This is a genomic window from Cellulosimicrobium sp. BMG9.22, assembly GCF_059159975.1.
Genome location: NZ_JBZGBY010000025.1, coordinates 17823 through 35315, shown reverse-complemented (window position 1 = coordinate 35315; position 17493 = coordinate 17823). Strand labels below are relative to the sequence as shown.

13 protein-coding genes are annotated in these 17493 nt (G+C 73.3%); 6 read left to right on the top strand and 7 right to left on the bottom strand.

All coding sequences use genetic code 11. From position 1 onward, the window contains the following. Positions 1-80 precede the first annotated feature (80 nt). Complete coding sequence (locus AC4H2H_RS15475; protein WP_494371707.1) at positions 81-5273, top strand: LamG-like jellyroll fold domain-containing protein; 5193 nt, start codon at positions 81-83, stop codon at positions 5271-5273. A gap of 69 nt (positions 5274-5342) precedes the next feature. Here AC4H2H_RS15475 and AC4H2H_RS15470 read toward each other — a convergent pair whose 3' ends face one another. Further along, positions 5343-5567: a tautomerase family protein gene (locus AC4H2H_RS15470; protein WP_494371706.1), complete on the bottom strand. Its 225-nt coding sequence runs from the start codon at positions 5565-5567 to the stop codon at positions 5343-5345. A 182-nt stretch (positions 5568-5749) separates the two neighbouring features. Here AC4H2H_RS15470 and AC4H2H_RS15465 point away from each other — a divergent pair, with 182 nt between their 5' ends. From AC4H2H_RS15465 to AC4H2H_RS15450, 4 genes are all read left to right on the top strand, one after another. After that, entirely contained in the window at positions 5750-6403 is a 654-nt protein-coding gene (locus AC4H2H_RS15465; protein ID WP_494371705.1) for a YcnI family copper-binding membrane protein, read from the top strand. A 7-nt stretch (positions 6404-6410) separates the two neighbouring features. Further along, on the top strand, positions 6411-8099 hold the full coding sequence (locus AC4H2H_RS15460; RefSeq protein WP_494371704.1) for a copper resistance CopC/CopD family protein: 1689 nt from the start codon (positions 6411-6413) through the stop codon (positions 8097-8099). A 94-nt stretch (positions 8100-8193) separates the two neighbouring features. Further along, the gene (locus AC4H2H_RS15455) at positions 8194-10560 is read left to right on the top strand and encodes an arylsulfatase (RefSeq protein ID WP_494371703.1); all 2367 of its coding nucleotides are present in this window, start codon (positions 8194-8196) and stop codon (positions 10558-10560) included. Between the two features lie 9 nt (positions 10561-10569). Beyond that, the gene (locus AC4H2H_RS15450; protein ID WP_494371702.1) at positions 10570-11934 is read left to right on the top strand and encodes a hypothetical protein; all 1365 of its coding nucleotides are present in this window, start codon (positions 10570-10572) and stop codon (positions 11932-11934) included. 26 nt (positions 11935-11960) lie between these two features. Here AC4H2H_RS15450 and AC4H2H_RS15445 read toward each other — a convergent pair whose 3' ends face one another. Beyond that, positions 11961-12866 (bottom strand): formylglycine-generating enzyme family protein, encoded by a 906-nt coding sequence (locus tag AC4H2H_RS15445; RefSeq protein WP_494371736.1) that lies wholly within the window; start codon positions 12864-12866, stop codon positions 11961-11963. A 296-nt stretch (positions 12867-13162) separates the two neighbouring features. Between AC4H2H_RS15445 and AC4H2H_RS15440 the strand changes: the two genes are divergently transcribed. After that, positions 13163-13477 (top strand): carboxymuconolactone decarboxylase family protein, encoded by a 315-nt coding sequence (locus AC4H2H_RS15440; protein ID WP_494371701.1) that lies wholly within the window; start codon positions 13163-13165, stop codon positions 13475-13477. Between the two features lie 15 nt (positions 13478-13492). Here the strand turns inward: AC4H2H_RS15440 and AC4H2H_RS15435 are convergent, their stop codons facing one another. The 5 genes from AC4H2H_RS15435 to AC4H2H_RS15415 all read right to left on the bottom strand — a co-directional run bounded on the left by AC4H2H_RS15435 (position 13493) and on the right by AC4H2H_RS15415 (position 17484). Beyond that, on the bottom strand, positions 13493-15736 hold the full coding sequence (locus AC4H2H_RS15435; protein WP_494371700.1) for a winged helix-turn-helix domain-containing protein: 2244 nt from the start codon (positions 15734-15736) through the stop codon (positions 13493-13495). 55 nt (positions 15737-15791) lie between these two features. Then, entirely contained in the window at positions 15792-16184 is a 393-nt protein-coding gene (locus AC4H2H_RS15430; protein ID WP_494371699.1) for a type II toxin-antitoxin system VapC family toxin, read from the bottom strand. Continuing rightward, on the bottom strand, positions 16181-16480 hold the full coding sequence (locus tag AC4H2H_RS15425; RefSeq protein ID WP_494371698.1) for a FitA-like ribbon-helix-helix domain-containing protein: 300 nt from the start codon (positions 16478-16480) through the stop codon (positions 16181-16183). The genes AC4H2H_RS15430 and AC4H2H_RS15425 overlap by 4 nt, the downstream gene beginning before the upstream one ends. 31 nt (positions 16481-16511) lie before the next feature. Then, positions 16512-16949, bottom strand: coding sequence for a VOC family protein (locus AC4H2H_RS15420; RefSeq protein ID WP_494371697.1), 438 nt, complete (start codon positions 16947-16949; stop codon positions 16512-16514). Between the two features lie 70 nt (positions 16950-17019). Next, on the bottom strand, positions 17020-17484 hold the full coding sequence (locus tag AC4H2H_RS15415; RefSeq protein ID WP_494371696.1) for a helix-turn-helix transcriptional regulator: 465 nt from the start codon (positions 17482-17484) through the stop codon (positions 17020-17022). Between the last annotated feature and the right edge of the window lie 9 nt (positions 17485-17493).

Genomic DNA, 17493 nt, shown 5'->3' with positions numbered 1-17493 from the left:
GGGTGGCCGGCCCCCGTCCGGGGGTCCGGCTGCTCGGGCTGCCCTCATGTCCGTGAGACCCGTGCGAAAGGGATTCAACGATGAACCTGTTCCGCAGACCCGACCGGCGGCGTGACACGCGCCGCCCCCGCCGAGCGCGCGTGCGCCTGGCGGCCATGCTGGCCGCCCTGGCGGTCGCTCTACCCCTCGCGACCGGCGCCGCGCACGCCGCCCCGGCGGTGACGTCGACCCAGCAGGCCCTGCCGGCCGGGACCGGCACCGTCGCCGACGGCGTGCTGCGCGTCCTGCTGTTCTACAAGCCCAACTTCCACGCCTCGCACGTCCAGGCCCGCCAGGCCGTGCGCGACCTCGCGACCCAGCTGGGCACCGAGTACTCGCAACCGGTCGAGATCCAGGAGACGGAGGACCCGGCCGCGTTCAGCATGGAGAACCTCGCGGACAAGGACGCGGTGGTCTTCGCCCAGACCGGCGGGGTCCTGTTCGACGTGGACCAGCGGGCCGCGCTCGAGTCCTACATCCGCGGCGGCGGCGGCTACATGGGCCTGCACTACGCCGGCTGGTCGGTCGGGCAGAGCGAGCACGACGTGAACCCGTTCTACGCCCGGCTCGTCGGTGCGGTGTCCGAGGGCCACCCGGAGAACCCCGCGGTGCGCCCGGGCCGGGTCGTCGTCAAGGACACGACGCACCCGCTGACCCAGGGTCTGCCGGCCGAGCTCACCCGCAGCGACGAGTGGTACGACTGGGTGGTCAACCCGGCGCCGAACGTGCGCACCCTCCTCGAGGCCGACGAGTCGTCGTACGGCATGGGGCGCAACGGCACGAGCCACCCGATCACCTGGTGCCAGGAGATCGACGGCGGTCGGTCCTGGTACTCGGGCATGGGGCACGAGGGCACGGCGTACGCCGAGGCCCCGATCCGCACGCAGATGAAGAACGGTCTCGCCTACTCCGCCGGCCTCCTCCCGGCCGACTGCTCACCGCCGGTCAAGGCCGAGCAGGGCTCCTGGAGCGGGGTCACGCCCTGGCCGCTGGTCCCGATCAACGCGGCGCTGACGTCCGACGGCCGCGTGCAGTCCTTCGGCAGCGTCTCGGCGGGCTGCACCGACGGCACGCCCTACGACTTCGGCGGCAACTCGTGCGTCCACCAGGGCGGCCAGATGGAGATCGACGTCTGGGACCCCGACGAGGAACGGACGGCGGCCAACGTCGGATCGGGGCTCGTCGCGAACACGACGTACACCGACCTGTTCTGCTCCATGCAGGTCCAGATGCCGCACCGGCGCGCCACGATGACCGTGGGCGGTGACGACGGCCTGGGCGGCAATGCGCCCAACGACGCGGCGATCGGCGTCACGAGCTACACGACGAACCAGGGCCTGCGCAACGAGGCACCGATGAACTTCCCGCGCTGGTACCCCACGGGCACCACCCTTCCCGACGGCTCGGTCGTCGTGCAGGGCGGCAGCCTCGAGGGTGGCCCGGGTGGCCCCGGAGTCCTGACCCCGGAGATCTACACGCCCGACGAGGGCAGCTCCTGGCGGCTCCTCGAGGGCGCCACGAGCGCCGCGGCCTACGGCGACGGTGGCAACGGCAACGGGCCCGACGAGAACCGCTGGTGGTACCCGCGCGCGTTCGTCGCGCCGGGCAACGGCAACGTCTTCAACATCACGGGCACGCAGATGTACGAGCTCGACCCCTCGGGCGACGGCGAGGTGATCCTCCGGGGCACCCTGCCCGCCGGGGTCGCGAACCAGGGCGGGCTCGGCAACCCGGTCGGTGCCACGTCCACCGCGACGATGTACCGCCCCGGCAAGATCCTGCAGGTCGGTGGCGGCTGGTGGGCCAACGGCGGCGGTCCCGCCGGCGCCCGCGCCGGCTTCACCGTCGACATCACCGGCGGCACCGACGCACCCGTGGTCGAGGCGACCGAGCCGATGGAGCACGCCCGGCACTGGGCCACGTCCACCGTGCTGCCCGACGGGAACGTGATCGTCACCGGCGGTTCGCGCGACAACAACGGCAACGGCGGCTACGTCACCGAGGCCGAGATCTGGAACCCCGACACCGGTGAGTGGACGACGGTGGACGTGCCCTACGAGCACGCCCGCCTGTACCACTCGGTCGCGCTGCTCCTGCCCGACGGCCGCCTCATGGTGGGTGGCGGCGGTACGCCGGGCCCGCGCAACTACACCGACGTCGAGTTCTACTCCCCGGCGTACCTCTTCGACGGTGACGAGCCGGCGGTGCGCCCGGAGGTCACGGGCGTGCCGAAGGAGGTCGGCTACGCCGGCACGTTCGACGTGCAGGCCGACGGCGCGGTCTCCCGGGTCACCCTGGTCCGCAACGGCTCGGTGACGCACGGCTTCAACAACGACCAGAACTTCCAGGACCTGGCGTTCGCCCAGGACGGCGACACCCTGACGATCGAGACCCCGGTCGACGGCACGTACGCCCCGCCCGGTGCGTACATGCTGTTCGTGTTCGACGAGGACGGCACGCCGTCGGTGGCCGACATCGTCCAGATCGACCCCGAGGTCGAGATGGACACGGTCGCCCCGCACCTGGTCGACCAGCTCGAGTACCCGCGGGTGCCCGCGGAGTGGCGCTCCGCCAACCCGCCCGCCGTCGTCGACGTCGAGCCGGGCAACGGCCGGATGTCCCCGTGGGAGGTCGACAGCACGGTCCAGCTGGTCCGTGCGGCCGAGCCCAGCCAGGGCGGTCTGGGCCTCACCGGGTACCACCTCGGCGTGGGCGCCGAGGGCAGCCTGACCCGGACGCTCGACGGCCTCGACCCGGGGCGCGAGTACCGACTCTCGCTGCGCTACGCCCGCGACAGCCGGTCCGCCGGCACCGCACCCGGCACCGCCGACCTCACGGTCGGTGACCTGTCGACGACCCTGACCGCGGCGACGGACGTGTCGTCGCAGAACGGGTTCGGCACGTACGTCGGGTCGTTCGTGGCCGGGGCACGGTCGCACGACCTGACCATCGCCGCAGGAGACTCCGGTGCGGGCGTCATGATCGACGACCTCGTGGTCGTGGGCGCCGACCCCGGCGCCTCCGACGTCCCCGTGCACTACGAGTTCGAGGAGGGCTCCGGAACGACCGCGGCCAACACCGGAACCGACGCGTCGGTGGGCGCGGCCACGCTGACGGGTGCGACCGGGTGGAGCGAGAGCGGGGTCCTCGGCGGCGCGCTCGACCTCAGCGGTGGCAGCAACGCCAACGCGGTGGACCTGCCCGACGACCTGCTCCAGGGCGCGGAGAGCTTCACCACCTCGTTCTGGGTGCGGCCCGACGTGAGGTCGGACTGGATCGGCCTGTTCCACCTCGGCGACGGGCTCGAAGGAGCCGGCAGCTTCTTCCAGATCCAGATGCAGACGAACGCCGCCGGGGCCACCGGCCTCGCGGCGACGTTCAAGGCCAAGGGCGACGACCTGCAGGAACGGGTCTACGCCGTGCCGACGCGTGACGTGGAGGTCGACGAGTGGAACCACGTCGCCTTCACCCGGCAGGGGGCGACCGGAACGCTGTACCTCAACGGCGAGCCGATCGCGTCCCGCGACGACCTGACGATCGACATGACCGACGTCGGGCCGACGACGAACAACTGGCTCGGGCGCAACGGCTACCCGGACCCGGCCTACGACGGCCTCATGGACGACGTCCGCGTCTACACGTCGACGCTCGGTGACGCCGACGTCGCGGCCCTGTACGCCGACGGCAGCGCGCTCGCGACGACGACCACGGTCGCCGTCGAGCCCGCCTCGCCGTCGCCGTTCGGCGAGCCCGTCACGGTCTCGGCCGCCGTCGAGGACGAGGCCGGTGCCGCCCCCGCGGGCGTCGCCGAGCTGTGGGTCGACGGGACCCGCAGGGGCGGGCAGGTCGACGTGACGGACGGCGCGGCGACGTTCACCGACGTGGCGCTCTCCCCGGGAGACCACGAGGTGGAGGTCCGCTTCCTCGCCGACGACGGGTGGCGCGACTCCGCGCAGACCGTGGAGCACACGGTCGAGCGGCCGCCACCGGGCGAGGGGACCCCGATCCACTACGCCTTCGACGAGGGTCAGGGATCGACCGCGGCCAACACCGGTCTGGACAGCTCGGTCGGGGCGGCGACCCTCACCGGTGCCTCGGGCTGGACGACGGAGGGCCGGTTCGGCCCGGCGCTCAACCTGCCCGGCGGTGCCGCCGGGACGGGCAACCATGTCCGGCTGCCGGACAACATCGAGGCGGGGATGGAGGACCAGTTCAGCGTCTCCGTCTGGGCCCGCCCGGACGCGCTGCCCACCTGGGTCCCGCTCGTGCAGATCGGCAGCAGCACCGACACGTTCTTCCTGCTGCAGTCCAACACCCAGACCAGCGGCCCGACCGGCTTCGCTGCGACGTTCAAGGCACCCGGCACCCCGGGCAGCGCCCAGGAACGTCTGGTCCTGGGACAGGGCAACGACCTGCCGCTGAACGAGTGGACGCACGTGGTGTTCACGCAGAGCGGCTCGGTCGGGAAGATCTACTTCGACGGCGAGCTCCAGGCCACGCGCGACGACTTCACCGTCGACATCGGTGACGTCGGGGTGGGCGGTCAGACGACGATGAACCTCCTCGGCGGGACCAGCTGGGGCGACGGCCGGTGGGACGGGTTCATCGACGACTTCCGGATGTTCGGCTACGAGCTGACCGCCGAGCAGGTGGGCGACCTCCACGCCGGGACGCCTGCCAACGCGGCACCCGTGGGTACCGCGGACGCCTACGCCGCGGCGCCGGACGAGCCGCTGACGGTCCAGGCGCCAGGGCTCCTGGCCAACGACACCGACGCCGACGGCGATGCCCTGACCGCGACGGGGCTCACGCAGCCCACGAACGGCGAGGTCGTCCTGGAGGCGGACGGATCGTTCACCTACACGCCCGACAGCGGGTTCGCCGGCACCGACACGTTCACCTACCAGGCGTCCGACGGCACCGCGTCGTCGGCGGCGACGACGGTGACCGTCACGGTGGATGCGGCGGTGCCCGACCTGGAGGTGCAGGCGGTCGGCCGCTGCCTGGCGGGGAAGGCGTACGTCGCGGTGCGCGCGCTCAACACCGGGGACGTGCCGCTCGACGTGACGCTCTCCACCCCGTTCGGCGCACGGACCGTCGCCGGCGTCGCGCCGGGTGCGTCGGCGTACCAGTCGTTCGCGACGCGGTCCGCGGCGGTCGCGGCGGGAACGGCGAGCATCGAGGTCGGGGGGCAGGCGCTCCAGGCCCCGTACTCCGCCGCCAGCTGCGCCTGACGCACAGGAAGGGCGTGGGCTCGGAGGAAGCTTCCTCCGGGCCCACGCCCGTCGTCCCGGCGACCTCTGTCAGTCGTCGGACAGCGAGGCCACCACGCCGGCGCGGCTCTCGTCCTCGCTGGCGAGCACGCCGCCGTTGGCGACGACGTCGGGGGTGATCTCGCTGAAGACCATGCGGACGTCCTGGCGCCGGGCGCCCAGGATCTCGACGGCGCTGTCGGCGACGGCCTGGGCGAAGTCGCGTCGCTGCTCGAGAGTGCGGCCACGCAGCAGCTCGACGGTGATGTTGGGCATCTTTTCCTCCGATGGCGGCCGCTTCGCACGGGGCGGGTTCAAGACAGCGACCTGGGTTCGTTGACGTGAACGACGGTACGCGCAGCATCCAGCCCTGTCCATCATCTCGACCCCAGTTCACATCCTTGACATCAGGCCGCCCTCCTGGTTCGGTGTGATCCACCCCACTTCTCGGAGTCGCCATGCCTCGCACGACCGTCGTCCGCCGCGTGACCCTGTCCGGGCTCGTCGCCGCAGTCCTCGTCGTCCTCGGCTCGACCGCGGCGTCGGCCCACGTGACCATCACCCCCTCCACGACGGCGGCGGGTGCGACGGCCGTCCTGCGGGTCGCGATCCCGCACGGGTGCAGCGGGTCCGCGACGACCGGGATCACCGTGCGGATACCCGACGGCGTCGCGGACGTGACCGCCTCCGGCACGGACCGCTGGGCGCTGGACCAGGCCGCGGACCGCGTGACCTGGACGACCGACGAGCCGCTCCCGGACGGCGAGCTCGCAGAGCTCGAGCTCTCCGTGCGCCTGCCCGACGAGGTCGGCGCGATGCTCGTCCTGCCGGTCGTCCAGCAGTGCGAGGAGGGGGAGGCGGCCTGGACCGAGGTCGCCGAGGAGGGTCACGCCACCGACGCCGCGCACCAGGAGGGCCACGACTCGCACGAGGAGAGCGGCGACGCGCTCGACAGACCGGCGCCCGTCATCGTCGTGACCTCCGGCGAGGCGGTGGGCGCGGCCGCCGCCGGGGGGCCGCGCGTCGCGGTCGCCTACGGAGCGATCGCCGTCGTGGTCGCCGGCGCCCTGGCGGGCGTGGCGGTCCTGCTGCGGCGTCGGGTACGGCGGTGAAGCGCCCGTGACGCGCACAGACGCAGGGAGGCGCGCCGGGAGCGTGCTGCTCCTGCTCGCCGTCGTGTGCGCCCTCCTCCTCGGCCCCGCGGGCGGTGCCGCCGCCCACGCCACGCTCGTGCGCACGGACCCGGCGCAGGGCGACGTCCTCGAGACCGCCCCCGAGCGGATCACCTTCAGCTTCGACGAGTCCGTGATCGGCGTCCCCGCGGGGATCAAGGTCTTCGACGCCACGGGGGAGGAGGTCGCCTCGTCGGCCACGGTGAGCGCGTCGCAGCTCTTCGTCGACCTGGACGAGGAGGTCGCGGACGGCACGCTCGTGGTCGTGTGGCGCCTCGTGTCGGAGGACGGGCATCCGATCGGCGGCTCGCTGAGCTTCTCCGTGGGCGCCCCGAGCGCCGTGGTGGACGCGCCCGCGACGGGCGCCGACGCCACCACCGAGGCGCCGCCCCTCCTGGGCCTGGTCCGCGCGCTGGGCTACGTCGGCCTCCTCGTGGCCGCGGGAGTGGCGGCCTTCACCGTCCTGTTCCTCCCGCGCGACCGCGTCGCGGACCGCTCGCGCAGTCGGCTCCGGCCGGTCGCGCGCTGGGCGGCCGCCGTCGCGGCGCTCGGTTGGTGGCTCGCCGTGCCGCTGGTCGCGCTCTACCAGCTCGGCCTGCCTCCCTCGGCGCTCACCGACGGCTCGGCGCTGTCGTCGCTGTCATCGCTCGCGCCGGCCGAGTACGTCGTGCCCGCCGCCGTGGTCCTCGGTCTGGTGCTGGCCGTGGCGTCGCTCCCGCGGGACGGCGCGCCGGACCGCAGGCGGGTCGTCCTCGTGCTGGTGGGCTGCGTCCTGGCCGTCACGGCACCGGCGTTCACCGGCCACACGAGGGCGGCGACGCCCGAGGTGCTCGTGGTCGCCGTGGACGTGCTGCACCTGGCCGCGGGCGCCCTGTGGCTGGGAGGTCTGGTGGCGATCGCCCTGGTGCTCGGCGACCTCGCGCGGAGCGACGCCGCCGCCGTCGTGCTCGGCCGCTTCTCGACCTGGGCCGCGGGCATCCTGGCGGTGCTCGTGGTCGCGGGGACCTTCCTGGCCTGGCGGGTCGCCGGAAGCTGGGAGGTGCTCGTCGGCTCCGACTCCGGCTACGGGGCTCTCCTCCTCGTCAAGGTCCTCGTCGCGCTGGTGGCGATCGCCCTCGCCGCGTGGAACCGGTTCGTCCTGCTGCGGCGCCTGCGCGCCGCCCCTCGCGGCCGCGACCGTGGGTCGCCCGCGACGCCGGTGGTCCGTGTCGCGGTCGCCGAGGCGGGCCTGCTCGTGGCGGTCCTGGTCGTCACGGGCTTCCTGGTGGACCGGAGCCCCACGACCGTCGGGGCCGTCACCGCCGTCGACGGGTCCGAGTCGAGCGCCCAGGAGCCGGTGCAGCTGGGCCACATCTCCGCGCAGGTGGCCCTGGACCCGCCGGCCGTCGGGCCGGCCACCCTCACCATCACGATGACCGACGCCGCCGGCGAGCCCGCCGAGGGCTACGAGGCGCCACGGCTCAGCCTGACGTCCGACGAGGTGGACCTCGGGGAGGTGGCGGTCGTCTCGCTCGGTCCGGGTGTCTACGCCGGCGACGTCGTGCTCCCCACCGGGGGCGAATGGACGGTCCAGGTATCGATGCGCACGACGGAGTTCGACAACCCGGTGCGCACCGTGACCTTCCGCGTCCCCTGACCGGCTCGCTCTCACGCGGTCTGGGTGATGTGGGGTGCATCCGACGTCCCTAGCGTCGGAAGGGTTCCGTCCGCACCGGACCCGTGGAGGACCCATGCGCCCCGACCGTCACGCCCGCGCGATGCTCCCGATCCCCGACCGGCCGGCCGGCGGGCTGACGACGTACGACGCGAAGGACCCGGACACGTCGTACCCGCCGATCGAGCCGCTGCTCCCGCCCGAGGGCGCGCCCAACGTGCTCGTGGTCCTGCTCGACGACGTCGGGTTCGGCGCGTCGAGCGCGTTCGGCGGCCCGTGCGCCACCCCGACGGCGGAGCGCCTCGCCGGGGGCGGGCTGCGGCTCAACCGATTCCACACCACGGCGCTGTGCGCGCCCACGCGGCAGGCGCTGCTCACGGGGCGCAACCACCACTCCGTCGGCATGGGCAGCATCACCGAGACCGCGACGTCGGCGCCCGGCAACAGCTCGCTGCGGCCCAACACCAAGGCGCCGCTCGCCCTGACCCTGCGCCTCAACGGCTACTCGACGGCGCAGTTCGGCAAGTGCCACGAGGTCCCGGTCTGGCAGACCTCCCCGATGGGTCCGTTCGACGCGTGGCCGACGGGCGCGGGAGGGTTCGAGACCTTCTACGGCTTCATCGGCGGCGAGAACAACCAGTACGACCCCGCGCTCTACGAGGGCACGACCCCGGTGGAGCCGCCCGCGACGGAGGAGGAGGGCTACCACCTCACGGAGGACCTCGTGGACCACGCCGCGGCGTGGGTGCGCCAGCAGAAGGCGCTCATGCCCGACAAGCCGTTCTTCGTCTACCTCGCCCCGGGCGCGACGCACGCGCCGCACCACGTGCCGGCGGAGTGGATCGAGAAGTACCGCGGCGCGTTCGACGACGGCTGGGACGTCCAGCGCGAGCGCACCTTCGCGCGGCAGAAGGAGCTCGGCGTCGTCCCGCCGGACGCCGAGCTCACCGCGCGGCACGACGAGATCCCCGCGTGGGACGACATGCCCGACGACCTCAAGCCCGTGCTCGCGCGCCAGATGGAGGTCTACGCGGGGTTCCTGGAGCACACCGACCACCACGTGGGCCGGCTGATCGACACGCTCGAGGAGCTGGGCGTCCTCGACGACACCCTCGTCTACTACATCGTCGGCGACAACGGCGCGTCGGCCGAGGGCACCGTGAACGGCGCGTTCAACGAGATGGCCAACTTCAACGGCATGGCCGCGCTCGAGACCCCGGAGTTCATGCGCTCGAAGATGGAGGAGTTCGGCTCGCCCAGCTCGTACAACCACTACGCGGTGGGCTGGGCGTGGGCGATGGACACGCCCTTCCAGTGGACCAAGCAGGTCGCGTCGCACTGGGGCGGCACCCGGAACGGGACGATCGTGCACTGGCCGAGCCGCATCGCCGAGAAGGGCGGCCTGCGCTCGCAGTTCACCCACGTCGTCGACATCGCGCCGACGATCCTCGAGGCGGCGGGGCTGCCCGAGCCGACGGTGGTCAACGGCGTGCAGCAGTCGCCCATGGAGGGCACGAGCATGCTCTACGCGCTCGACGACGCCGAGGCGCCGGAGCGCCACGACCTGCAGTACTTCGAGATGTTCGCCAACCGCGGCATCTACCACCGCGGCTGGAGCGCCGTCACCAAGCACCGCACGCCGTGGGTCATGGTCGGCGGCGAGCTTCCCGCGTTCGACGACGACGTGTGGGAGCTCTACGACGGCTCGCGCGACTACAGCCAGGCGCGCGACCTCGCCGCCGAGCACCCGGAGATGCTCGCGAGGCTCCAGCGGCTGTGGCTCATCGAGGCGACGAAGTACAACGTCCTGCCGATGGACGACCGGACGTCCGAGCGCCTGGAGCCGTCGATGGCCGGCCGCCCCACCCTCATCCGAGGGACGTCCCAGGTCTTCTACCCCGGGATGGGCCGCCTGTCGGAGAACAGCGTCGTGAGCATGAAGAACCGGTCGTTCTCCGTCACCGCGGAGGTCGAGGTGCCGGAGGCCGGCGTCGGGGGCGTCCTCATCGCCCAGGGCGGGCGGTTCGGCGGGTGGAGCCTGTACGTCCACGACGGTCGGCTCACGTTCGCGTACAACGTGCTCGGCATCCACCTGTTCACCGTGTCGGCGGACGAGCCCGTCCCGTCCGGCGCCCACGCGCTGCGCATGGAGTTCGCGTACGACGGCGGCGGCCTCGCCAAGGGCGGGACCGTCACCCTCCACCACGACGACGCGCCGGTGGGCACCGGGCGGGTCGAGGCGACCCAGCCCATGGTGTTCTCCGCCGACGAGACGACGGACATCGGGTACGAGTCCGGGACGTGCGTCTCCCCGGACTACACGACGCGCACGAGCCGCTTCACCGGGCGCCTGCACCGCGTGCTGCTCGACGTCGGCACGGACACGCACGACCACGTCGTCGACCCCGACGAGCGGATGCGTATCGCGATGGCCCGGCAGTAGGGGTCTCCCGTGGACGAGCAGCGGGACGGACGCGACCTCGCCGCGCGCCTCGACGCGCTGGAGCGCGAGAACGCGGACCTGCGACGGCGGCTCGAGGCCACCCACGCCACGACCGGGGCGACGACCGGGGCCGGGGCGTCTGCCCCGGGCACCCGGGCGCCGCGCCACCGGATGCGCAGCGCCGCGTCCGTCGTCCTCATCCTGCTCGGGGCGCTCCTGGCCCCCGCGGGCGCCGTCGCCGCCTGGGCGCAGCGAGAGCTCACGGACACCGACCGCTACGTCGAGACGGTCGGACCCCTCGCCGCCGACCCCGTGGTCCAGTCCGCCGTGGCGGGCCGGCTCACGCAGGCCGTCATGGAACGGATCGACGTGGGGGTGCTCCTGGACGAGGTCACGACGGCGGTCGAGGCGCAGGGTGCCGCGCAGCGCGCCACCCGGGCGATCGACGCGCTCGAGGCGCCGCTCACGAGCGGGGTCGAGTCGTTCGTCCGTCGGGCCGCCGACCGCGTCGTGCAGAGCGAGCAGTTCGAGACGGCGTGGGTGCAGGCGAACCGGGTCGCGCACGAGCAGCTCGTCCAGGTGATGCGCGGGGAGGACGGAAGCGTCCTCCAGGTCGGGCAGGACGGGCAGCTGACGATCCAGCTCTCGGGGATGATCGAGCTGCTCAAGGAACGGCTCGTGGACCGTGGCCTCGACGTGGCGGGGAACATCCCCGAGGTCGACGCCACGTTCACGATCGCGCAGACCACGCAGCTCGTCGAGGTCCAGAACCGGTACGCCCAGCTCGTCGCGCTCGCCACCTGGCTGCCGTGGGTCGCGCTGGGGCTGCTCGCCGCGGGCGTCCTCGCGGCGACGCACCGGTTGCGTGCGCTCGTCGTCGCCGGGCTGGCGCTCGCGGTCGCGATGGTCGTGCTCGGCATCGCGCTCGCCGTGGCGCGCGGGCTGTACCTCGACGCGCTCAGCGGCGCCGTCGTGCGCCTCGACGCCGCCGAGGTCGTGTTCGACCAGGTGGTGTCGTTCCTGCGCTTCACGCTGCGCACCGTGGGGGTCCTCGGTCTCGTCGTCGCGCTGGTCGCCTACCTCGCCGGCGGGAGCGCGTCCGCGACGAGCCTGCGCGCGAGCATGTCCCGCGGTCTCGGCGGCGTGCGGTCGTGGGCGCGGGACCGCGGCGCGACCGCGGGTCCGGTGGGTGTGTGGCTCGGGCGGCACAAGGGCTTCGCACGCACCGTGGTGATCGCCCTCGCCGCGCTCGTCCTCCTCCTCGCGGCCGACCCGACCCCGGCCCTCGTCGTGTGGACCGCCGTCGTCGCGGGCGTGCTCGTCACGCTGGTCGAGCTCCTGGCGACGCCCGCGCCAGACCGTGTCGAGGGCTAGCGGGTGAGGCGAAGGCACTCGCGTCCTCAGCCTGTCGGCGACTCCGCGGAAGCGTCTCGGACGCACCGGAACCCGAGGTGGCAGGTGGCGGTGTCGACGGCCTCGGGCTGGCGTGCCGCAGGCCGGTACCGGAGGCAGTAGTCCGGCGAGCACAGGTGTGAACCGCCCTTGATCACGCGTCGCGGGACGACCTCGCCCGGCGCGGCGGTGCTCCTGCCGTCGTCCGGGCCGCAGCAGGAGCCGCCGCGGGGACGGTGGTCGTCCTGCCACCAGTCGCTCGTCCACTCCCAGACGTTGCCCGCCATGTCGTGCAGGCCGTAGCCGTTGGCTGGGAAGGCGCCCACGGGCGATGTGGTCTCGTAGCCGTCGAGGGCAAGGTTCTGCCAGGGGAAACGTCCACGCCACGTGTTCGCGAGGTACGGGCCGTCCGAGTCGGGTTCGTCGCCCCAGGTGTAGAGGGCGCCCTCCAGTCCTCCCCGGGCAGCGAGCTCCCACTCGGCCTCCGTCGGCAGCCGGGCGTCTCGCCAGGCGGCGTAGCTCGTGGCGTCCTCGTAGGCGACCTGGACGACCGGATGGTCGTGCAGCCCGTCGATCCCCGAACCAGGGCCGCGCGGGCTGCGCCAGCTCGCGCCCGGCTGGTACCGCCACCACGCCGTGTAGTCGTGCAGCGGGATCGGCCGGTCGGCCTGCTGGAAGACCAGGCCCCCGGGCTGGAGCAGCTCGGCTGGAGCGCTGGGGAAGTCGACAGGGTTGAGGGCCCGCTCGGCGACCGTGACGTAGCCGGTCGCGGCGACGAACGCCGCGAACTGGGCGTTGGTCACCTGGTGCCGGTCGATCCAGAAGCCGGCCACCTGCTGCCGCTGCACGGGCCGCTCCTCGGGGTAGAACGCGGCGCATCCCATCAGGAGGTCCCGCCCGACGATCGGTACCATCTCGGCGTCGAAGGGTTCCCCTCGTCTCACAGTTGCGTCAGCGGGCACGGCCGTCACGGTCCCCTCCTCGCGGTCTGCGGTCACCGACGCGCTTCCGCGTCGGCTGCTCGGTGCTCGTGGCGTGGCCCCCTCATCGTGACCCCGCAGCGGGCGCACGGCCTCACACACATCGCGTGAAGAGTGATCGGGCCGCCCGACGAGCGGGAGCGCGGTGAGGTTCACGCGAACGAGGTGATGCGTGCGTCGCGCAAGCGTGAGGGGATGAAGGCACCTGGACCCGACGGAGAGGCGAGCCCGTGGACTACACCGATCGGCTGCGTCGGTTCGCCGTCAACGACGCGCGACTCGAGGAGGATCTCGAGCACGAGCCGAACGCGCTGGAGTCCAGGACGTTGGCACTGGTCCGCCTTGCGGCGCTCGTGGCCGTCGGTGGTGCAGAGCCGACCTATGCGAGCGAGGTCGACGAGGCCGTCACGGCCGGCGCGTCCACCGATCAGATCGTCGACGTCCTCACGGCCGTGATCCCGATCGTCGGGCTCCCGAGCGTCGTGGCAGCCGCGCCGAAGCTCGCACTGGCGCTCGGCTTCGACCCCCTCGACGCTGAACCCTGACGCGCCGACAGAGGGTCAGCCGCCCAGCAGTCCCATCTCCACGCCCCGGTCGACGGCCGCTCCGCGTGACGTGACACCGAGCTTGCGGTAGATCGAGCCGATCTCGGTGCTCGCGGTGTTGCGCGAGACGAACAGTCGTTCGCCGATCTCCCGGATGGTGAGGTGCGTCTGCAGGTAGGGCAGGAGCCGGAGCTCGGCGGGCGAGAGGGGCGACGTGGCACCGCGCCCCACGGGCTCGCCGACGTCGAACGCGTCATGCAGTGCTCGGACGTCGTCGACGAGCGTGCCGAGCAAGGGGCGACGCAGGAGCACGTCGTCGGCCTCGCGCAGCAGGTGCCGTACGGCCGCGAGGTCGCCGAGCGCCCAGCTCGTCCGCGCGAGCCGGAGCCGGACCCGCACGGCGAGCGTCGGGAACGCGTACGTGCAGAAGGTGCGAGCGCGGAGCGCGCGCGTGGCGAACCGCTGCGCCGCGGGCCGGTCGCCGTCGCGCAGGGAGGCGCGCGCCGCCGCGGTGAACACGAGTGCGCTCGTCGCGTAGTCGTCCATGCGACGGTCAGCGATCGTCGCGAGGGCGTGCCGCACGCGGCCCGCCGCCCCATCCCAGCGGCCGTGGTCCATGTCGAGGTGGGCGAGCAGCGCCTCCCCGTAGGCGAGGGTGTCCGCGTTGCCCACCTCGACGGCCTGCGCCACCGCGAGCCCCAGGTGCTCCGCGGCGGTCTCGGGGTCCCCCTGGAGAAGCAGCGCGTCGCCGCTGAGGACGAGCGCCGAGTCGCGCCAGACGCTCCACACGGGCTCCTGCCCGAGCGCGAGGCCGGTGTCGTCGGCCATGCGCTGCGGCCCGTCGGGGCACCGCAGCGCCCGGTACATGGCGCGCGCCGACTCGAACGACGCGGTCCCGTCGACGGGCTCCTCGTCGAACGTGGCGCCGTCGGCGACCGCGCCCCACCGCTCGGCCTCGGCAGCACGCCCCTCGTACACCGCGACGTACCCCGCCATGAGGGCGAGGGGCGGGTACGCGACGACGGCGGCGTCGCCGAGCGCGGCGAGCCAACGGTCGACGGTCCCGATCTGGCCGGCCTGGAACAGCGACATGACGGCGCCGGTGGCCAGGCGGGTGCACCGCTCGCGCTCGGTGGTCTCGAGAAGCTGCTCGACCGCGCGCACCGGCGACCCGTTCGCCTCGTACCAGTCCGCCGCGCGCACCCGCAGCACGTCGACGAGCTCCGGCTCGTCGGTCGCGAGCTCACCGAGCAGGAACTCCCGGAAGAGCTCGTGGTACCGGAACCACTCGCGGCGTCGGTCGAGCGGGACGAGGAACAGGCTGGAGGCCTCGAGCTCGCGCAGCACCGCCCGCGAGGAGCGCGATGCGAGCACCGCGTCGCACAGCGGCGCGCTCAGCGTGCCCAGCACCGCGGTGCGGCGCAGGAACCGTTTCGTCGCCGGATCCAGGCGGTCGAACGACTCACGCTGCAGATAGCCCGCCACGAACGGGTCGCTGCCCGTGACCGCGCTCGGCCCGCGGCCCTCCGAGCGTGCGACGAGCGCCGCGAGGTAGACCCCGACCGGCCACCCCTCGGTCCGCCGCGCGACCGTGCTCGCCTCCTCGGTAGACAGGGCGACGTGCGCCGCGGCGAACACCTGCTCGGTGCCGTCGGCGTCGAGCGCGAGGTCGCGGGCGGTGATCTCCACGGTCTCGTCGCGCGCGCGCAGCCGGGCGAGGTGCGGTTGCTCGGCACGGCTCGCGACGACGATCTGGGAGCCGTCCGGCACGCCGGCGAGGACGACGCCGAGCACGTCGTGGCACGCGGGGGATCGCAGGACGTGGAGGTCGTCGAGCACGAGGAGGAAGGGTTGCGGGCTCGCGCGGATCGCCGCCGCGAGGCGCGGGGCGGCGCGCCCGAGCAGGGCGGCGTCAGGACCGACCATGTCCGCGGCGAGGTCGTCCCGGACGCCGGGGAGGCGCGCGCAGGCCGTCGCGAGGACTACGAGGAAGCGCGAGGGGTCGTCGTCGAGCACGTCGAGCGACACCCAGATCACGGCCCGCCCGTCGAGCTCTGCCCATTCCGCGAGCAGCGTGGTCTTGCCGTAGCCCGCAGGGGCGGTGATCCCCACGACCTTCCGCCCGCTCCGCCGTGCCGCGTCCACGACCGTGGCCCGGCTGACCGCCGTCGCTCGGAACCGGGGCACGGAGAGCTTGGCGTCGAGGAGCAGGTCGTCGAGATCCGCGGGCGCCGGTCGTGCGCCGGGCTCGTGGCTCACGGTCTCACTGTAGGTGCGGACCCGCCGGTCGGCCCGGCGGACGTCCGCAGCGGTCTCAGGTCACCAGCAGCACCGAGAGCCCGGGGACGTGTGCCCGCGCGAGCCGGGCGTCCGCGGTGAGGAGCGGGGACCCGAGGCGCAGCGACAGCGCGACGTAGTGCGCGTCGCTCACGCGCAAGGCGTGACGCAGGGCCCAGACGTCGGGCAGCAGGACGGTCGCGTCGACCCGCTCGCACGGCAGTCGCGACCACTGAGCGACGGCGGCGTCGGCGGCCATGGTGGTGATCGTCCCCGCGCGTTCGAGCCGCGCGAGGGCAGAGAGCACCTCGGTGTCGACGAGCGTGGGGGCGACGAGGTCGGCCGTGACGAGCCTGTCGAGCGTCGCGTCGTGCCGCGAGGTGGGCAGGAGTGCGTCGACGGCGGCGCTCGCGTCGAGGACGAGCCTCACCCGCGAGCCCGCGTCGCCGCTCCGCCGCGGGTGGCGGCCTCGGCCGGCGTCGTGCCGTGCGCCGGCGACGGGTCGTACTCGAGCCGGACGTCGTCGAGGACGAGGGCGACGTCCACGTCGACGGCGGGGCGGTCCGCGCGCTGTTCGGCGACCCACTCCGCGAGCGTCGGGCGGGCGAGGTCACGACGGATCAGGCGGGTGACGTACTCGGACATCGTCGTGCCCTCGGTGCGCGCACGGGCGGCGAGCGCGGTGTGCAGCTCGTCGGGAAGGTTCTTCACCTGCAGCATGCCCATGGCATGACGCTAGCATGCGGCAGGGTGCTCGTCATCGGGTCGGAGTGGCGGGCCGCTCGGTGAGGCTGAACCAGTTCCCCGAGTCGTCGACGAAGACGGCCTCGACGCCGTAGGGGCGGTGCGTCGGCGTCTGGCGGAACGTCACGCCCCTGGCGCTGAGCTCGCGGTACGTCGCCTCGCAGTCGTCGGTCTCCATGACGCCCGCACCCAGCGAGCCCTTGGCCACGAGCGAGCGCAGCTGCGCGGCCGACTCGGGGTCGCGTCCCATCGCGCAGTCGGACAGGACGATCGTGCGGCTCGGGTCATCCTTCGGGCCGACGGTGAGCCAGCGGAACCCCGCTCCGGCGCCTTCGAACTCGGCGCCCATGGAGACGTCGTCGCGCAGCTCGAAGCCGAGCACGTTCGTGTAGAACTCCTTCGCGGAGTCCTGATCGAGCACGAACACCGTGGTGTGGGACAGCGTGAGCATCGGGTCTCTCCTTCGTCCGGCCGCGGCCGAGTCGTCCGTCGCGGCCGTCCGGCCGCCTCACTCCTCGACGCTACGACCCGCCGACGCCCGGTGGCTTCTCCGATCGTGCGGAGCCGCCGGGCTGCGGCTGTCCCCAGGCGAGGGCGAAGCAGCCGGGGACGGGCGGTGGCCCGCCGCGGCGCACGTGCTCGTCGCGGTACGCGGTCGGAGTGACCCCGACGATCGCCCGGAACCGCGCCGAGAACGTACCGAGGCTCGTGAACCCCACGGCGTGGCAGATCTCCGTGACGGTGAGGTTCGCGGAGCGCAGCAGGTCCTTGGCGCGCTCGACGCGTCGCGTCGCGAGGTAGGCCATCGGGCTCGTGCCGAACGCCCGCGAGAACTCGCGCGCGAAGTGGAACGGCGAGTAGCCGGCGACGGCCGCGACGGTCGCGAGCGTCAACGGCTCCATGAAGTGCGTGTCCATGTGGTCGCGCGCCCGGCGCAGCGGCACCGCGACGTCGGCCGCCACGGGCTGCCCGCTCAGAGCGTTCACGGGTCGACG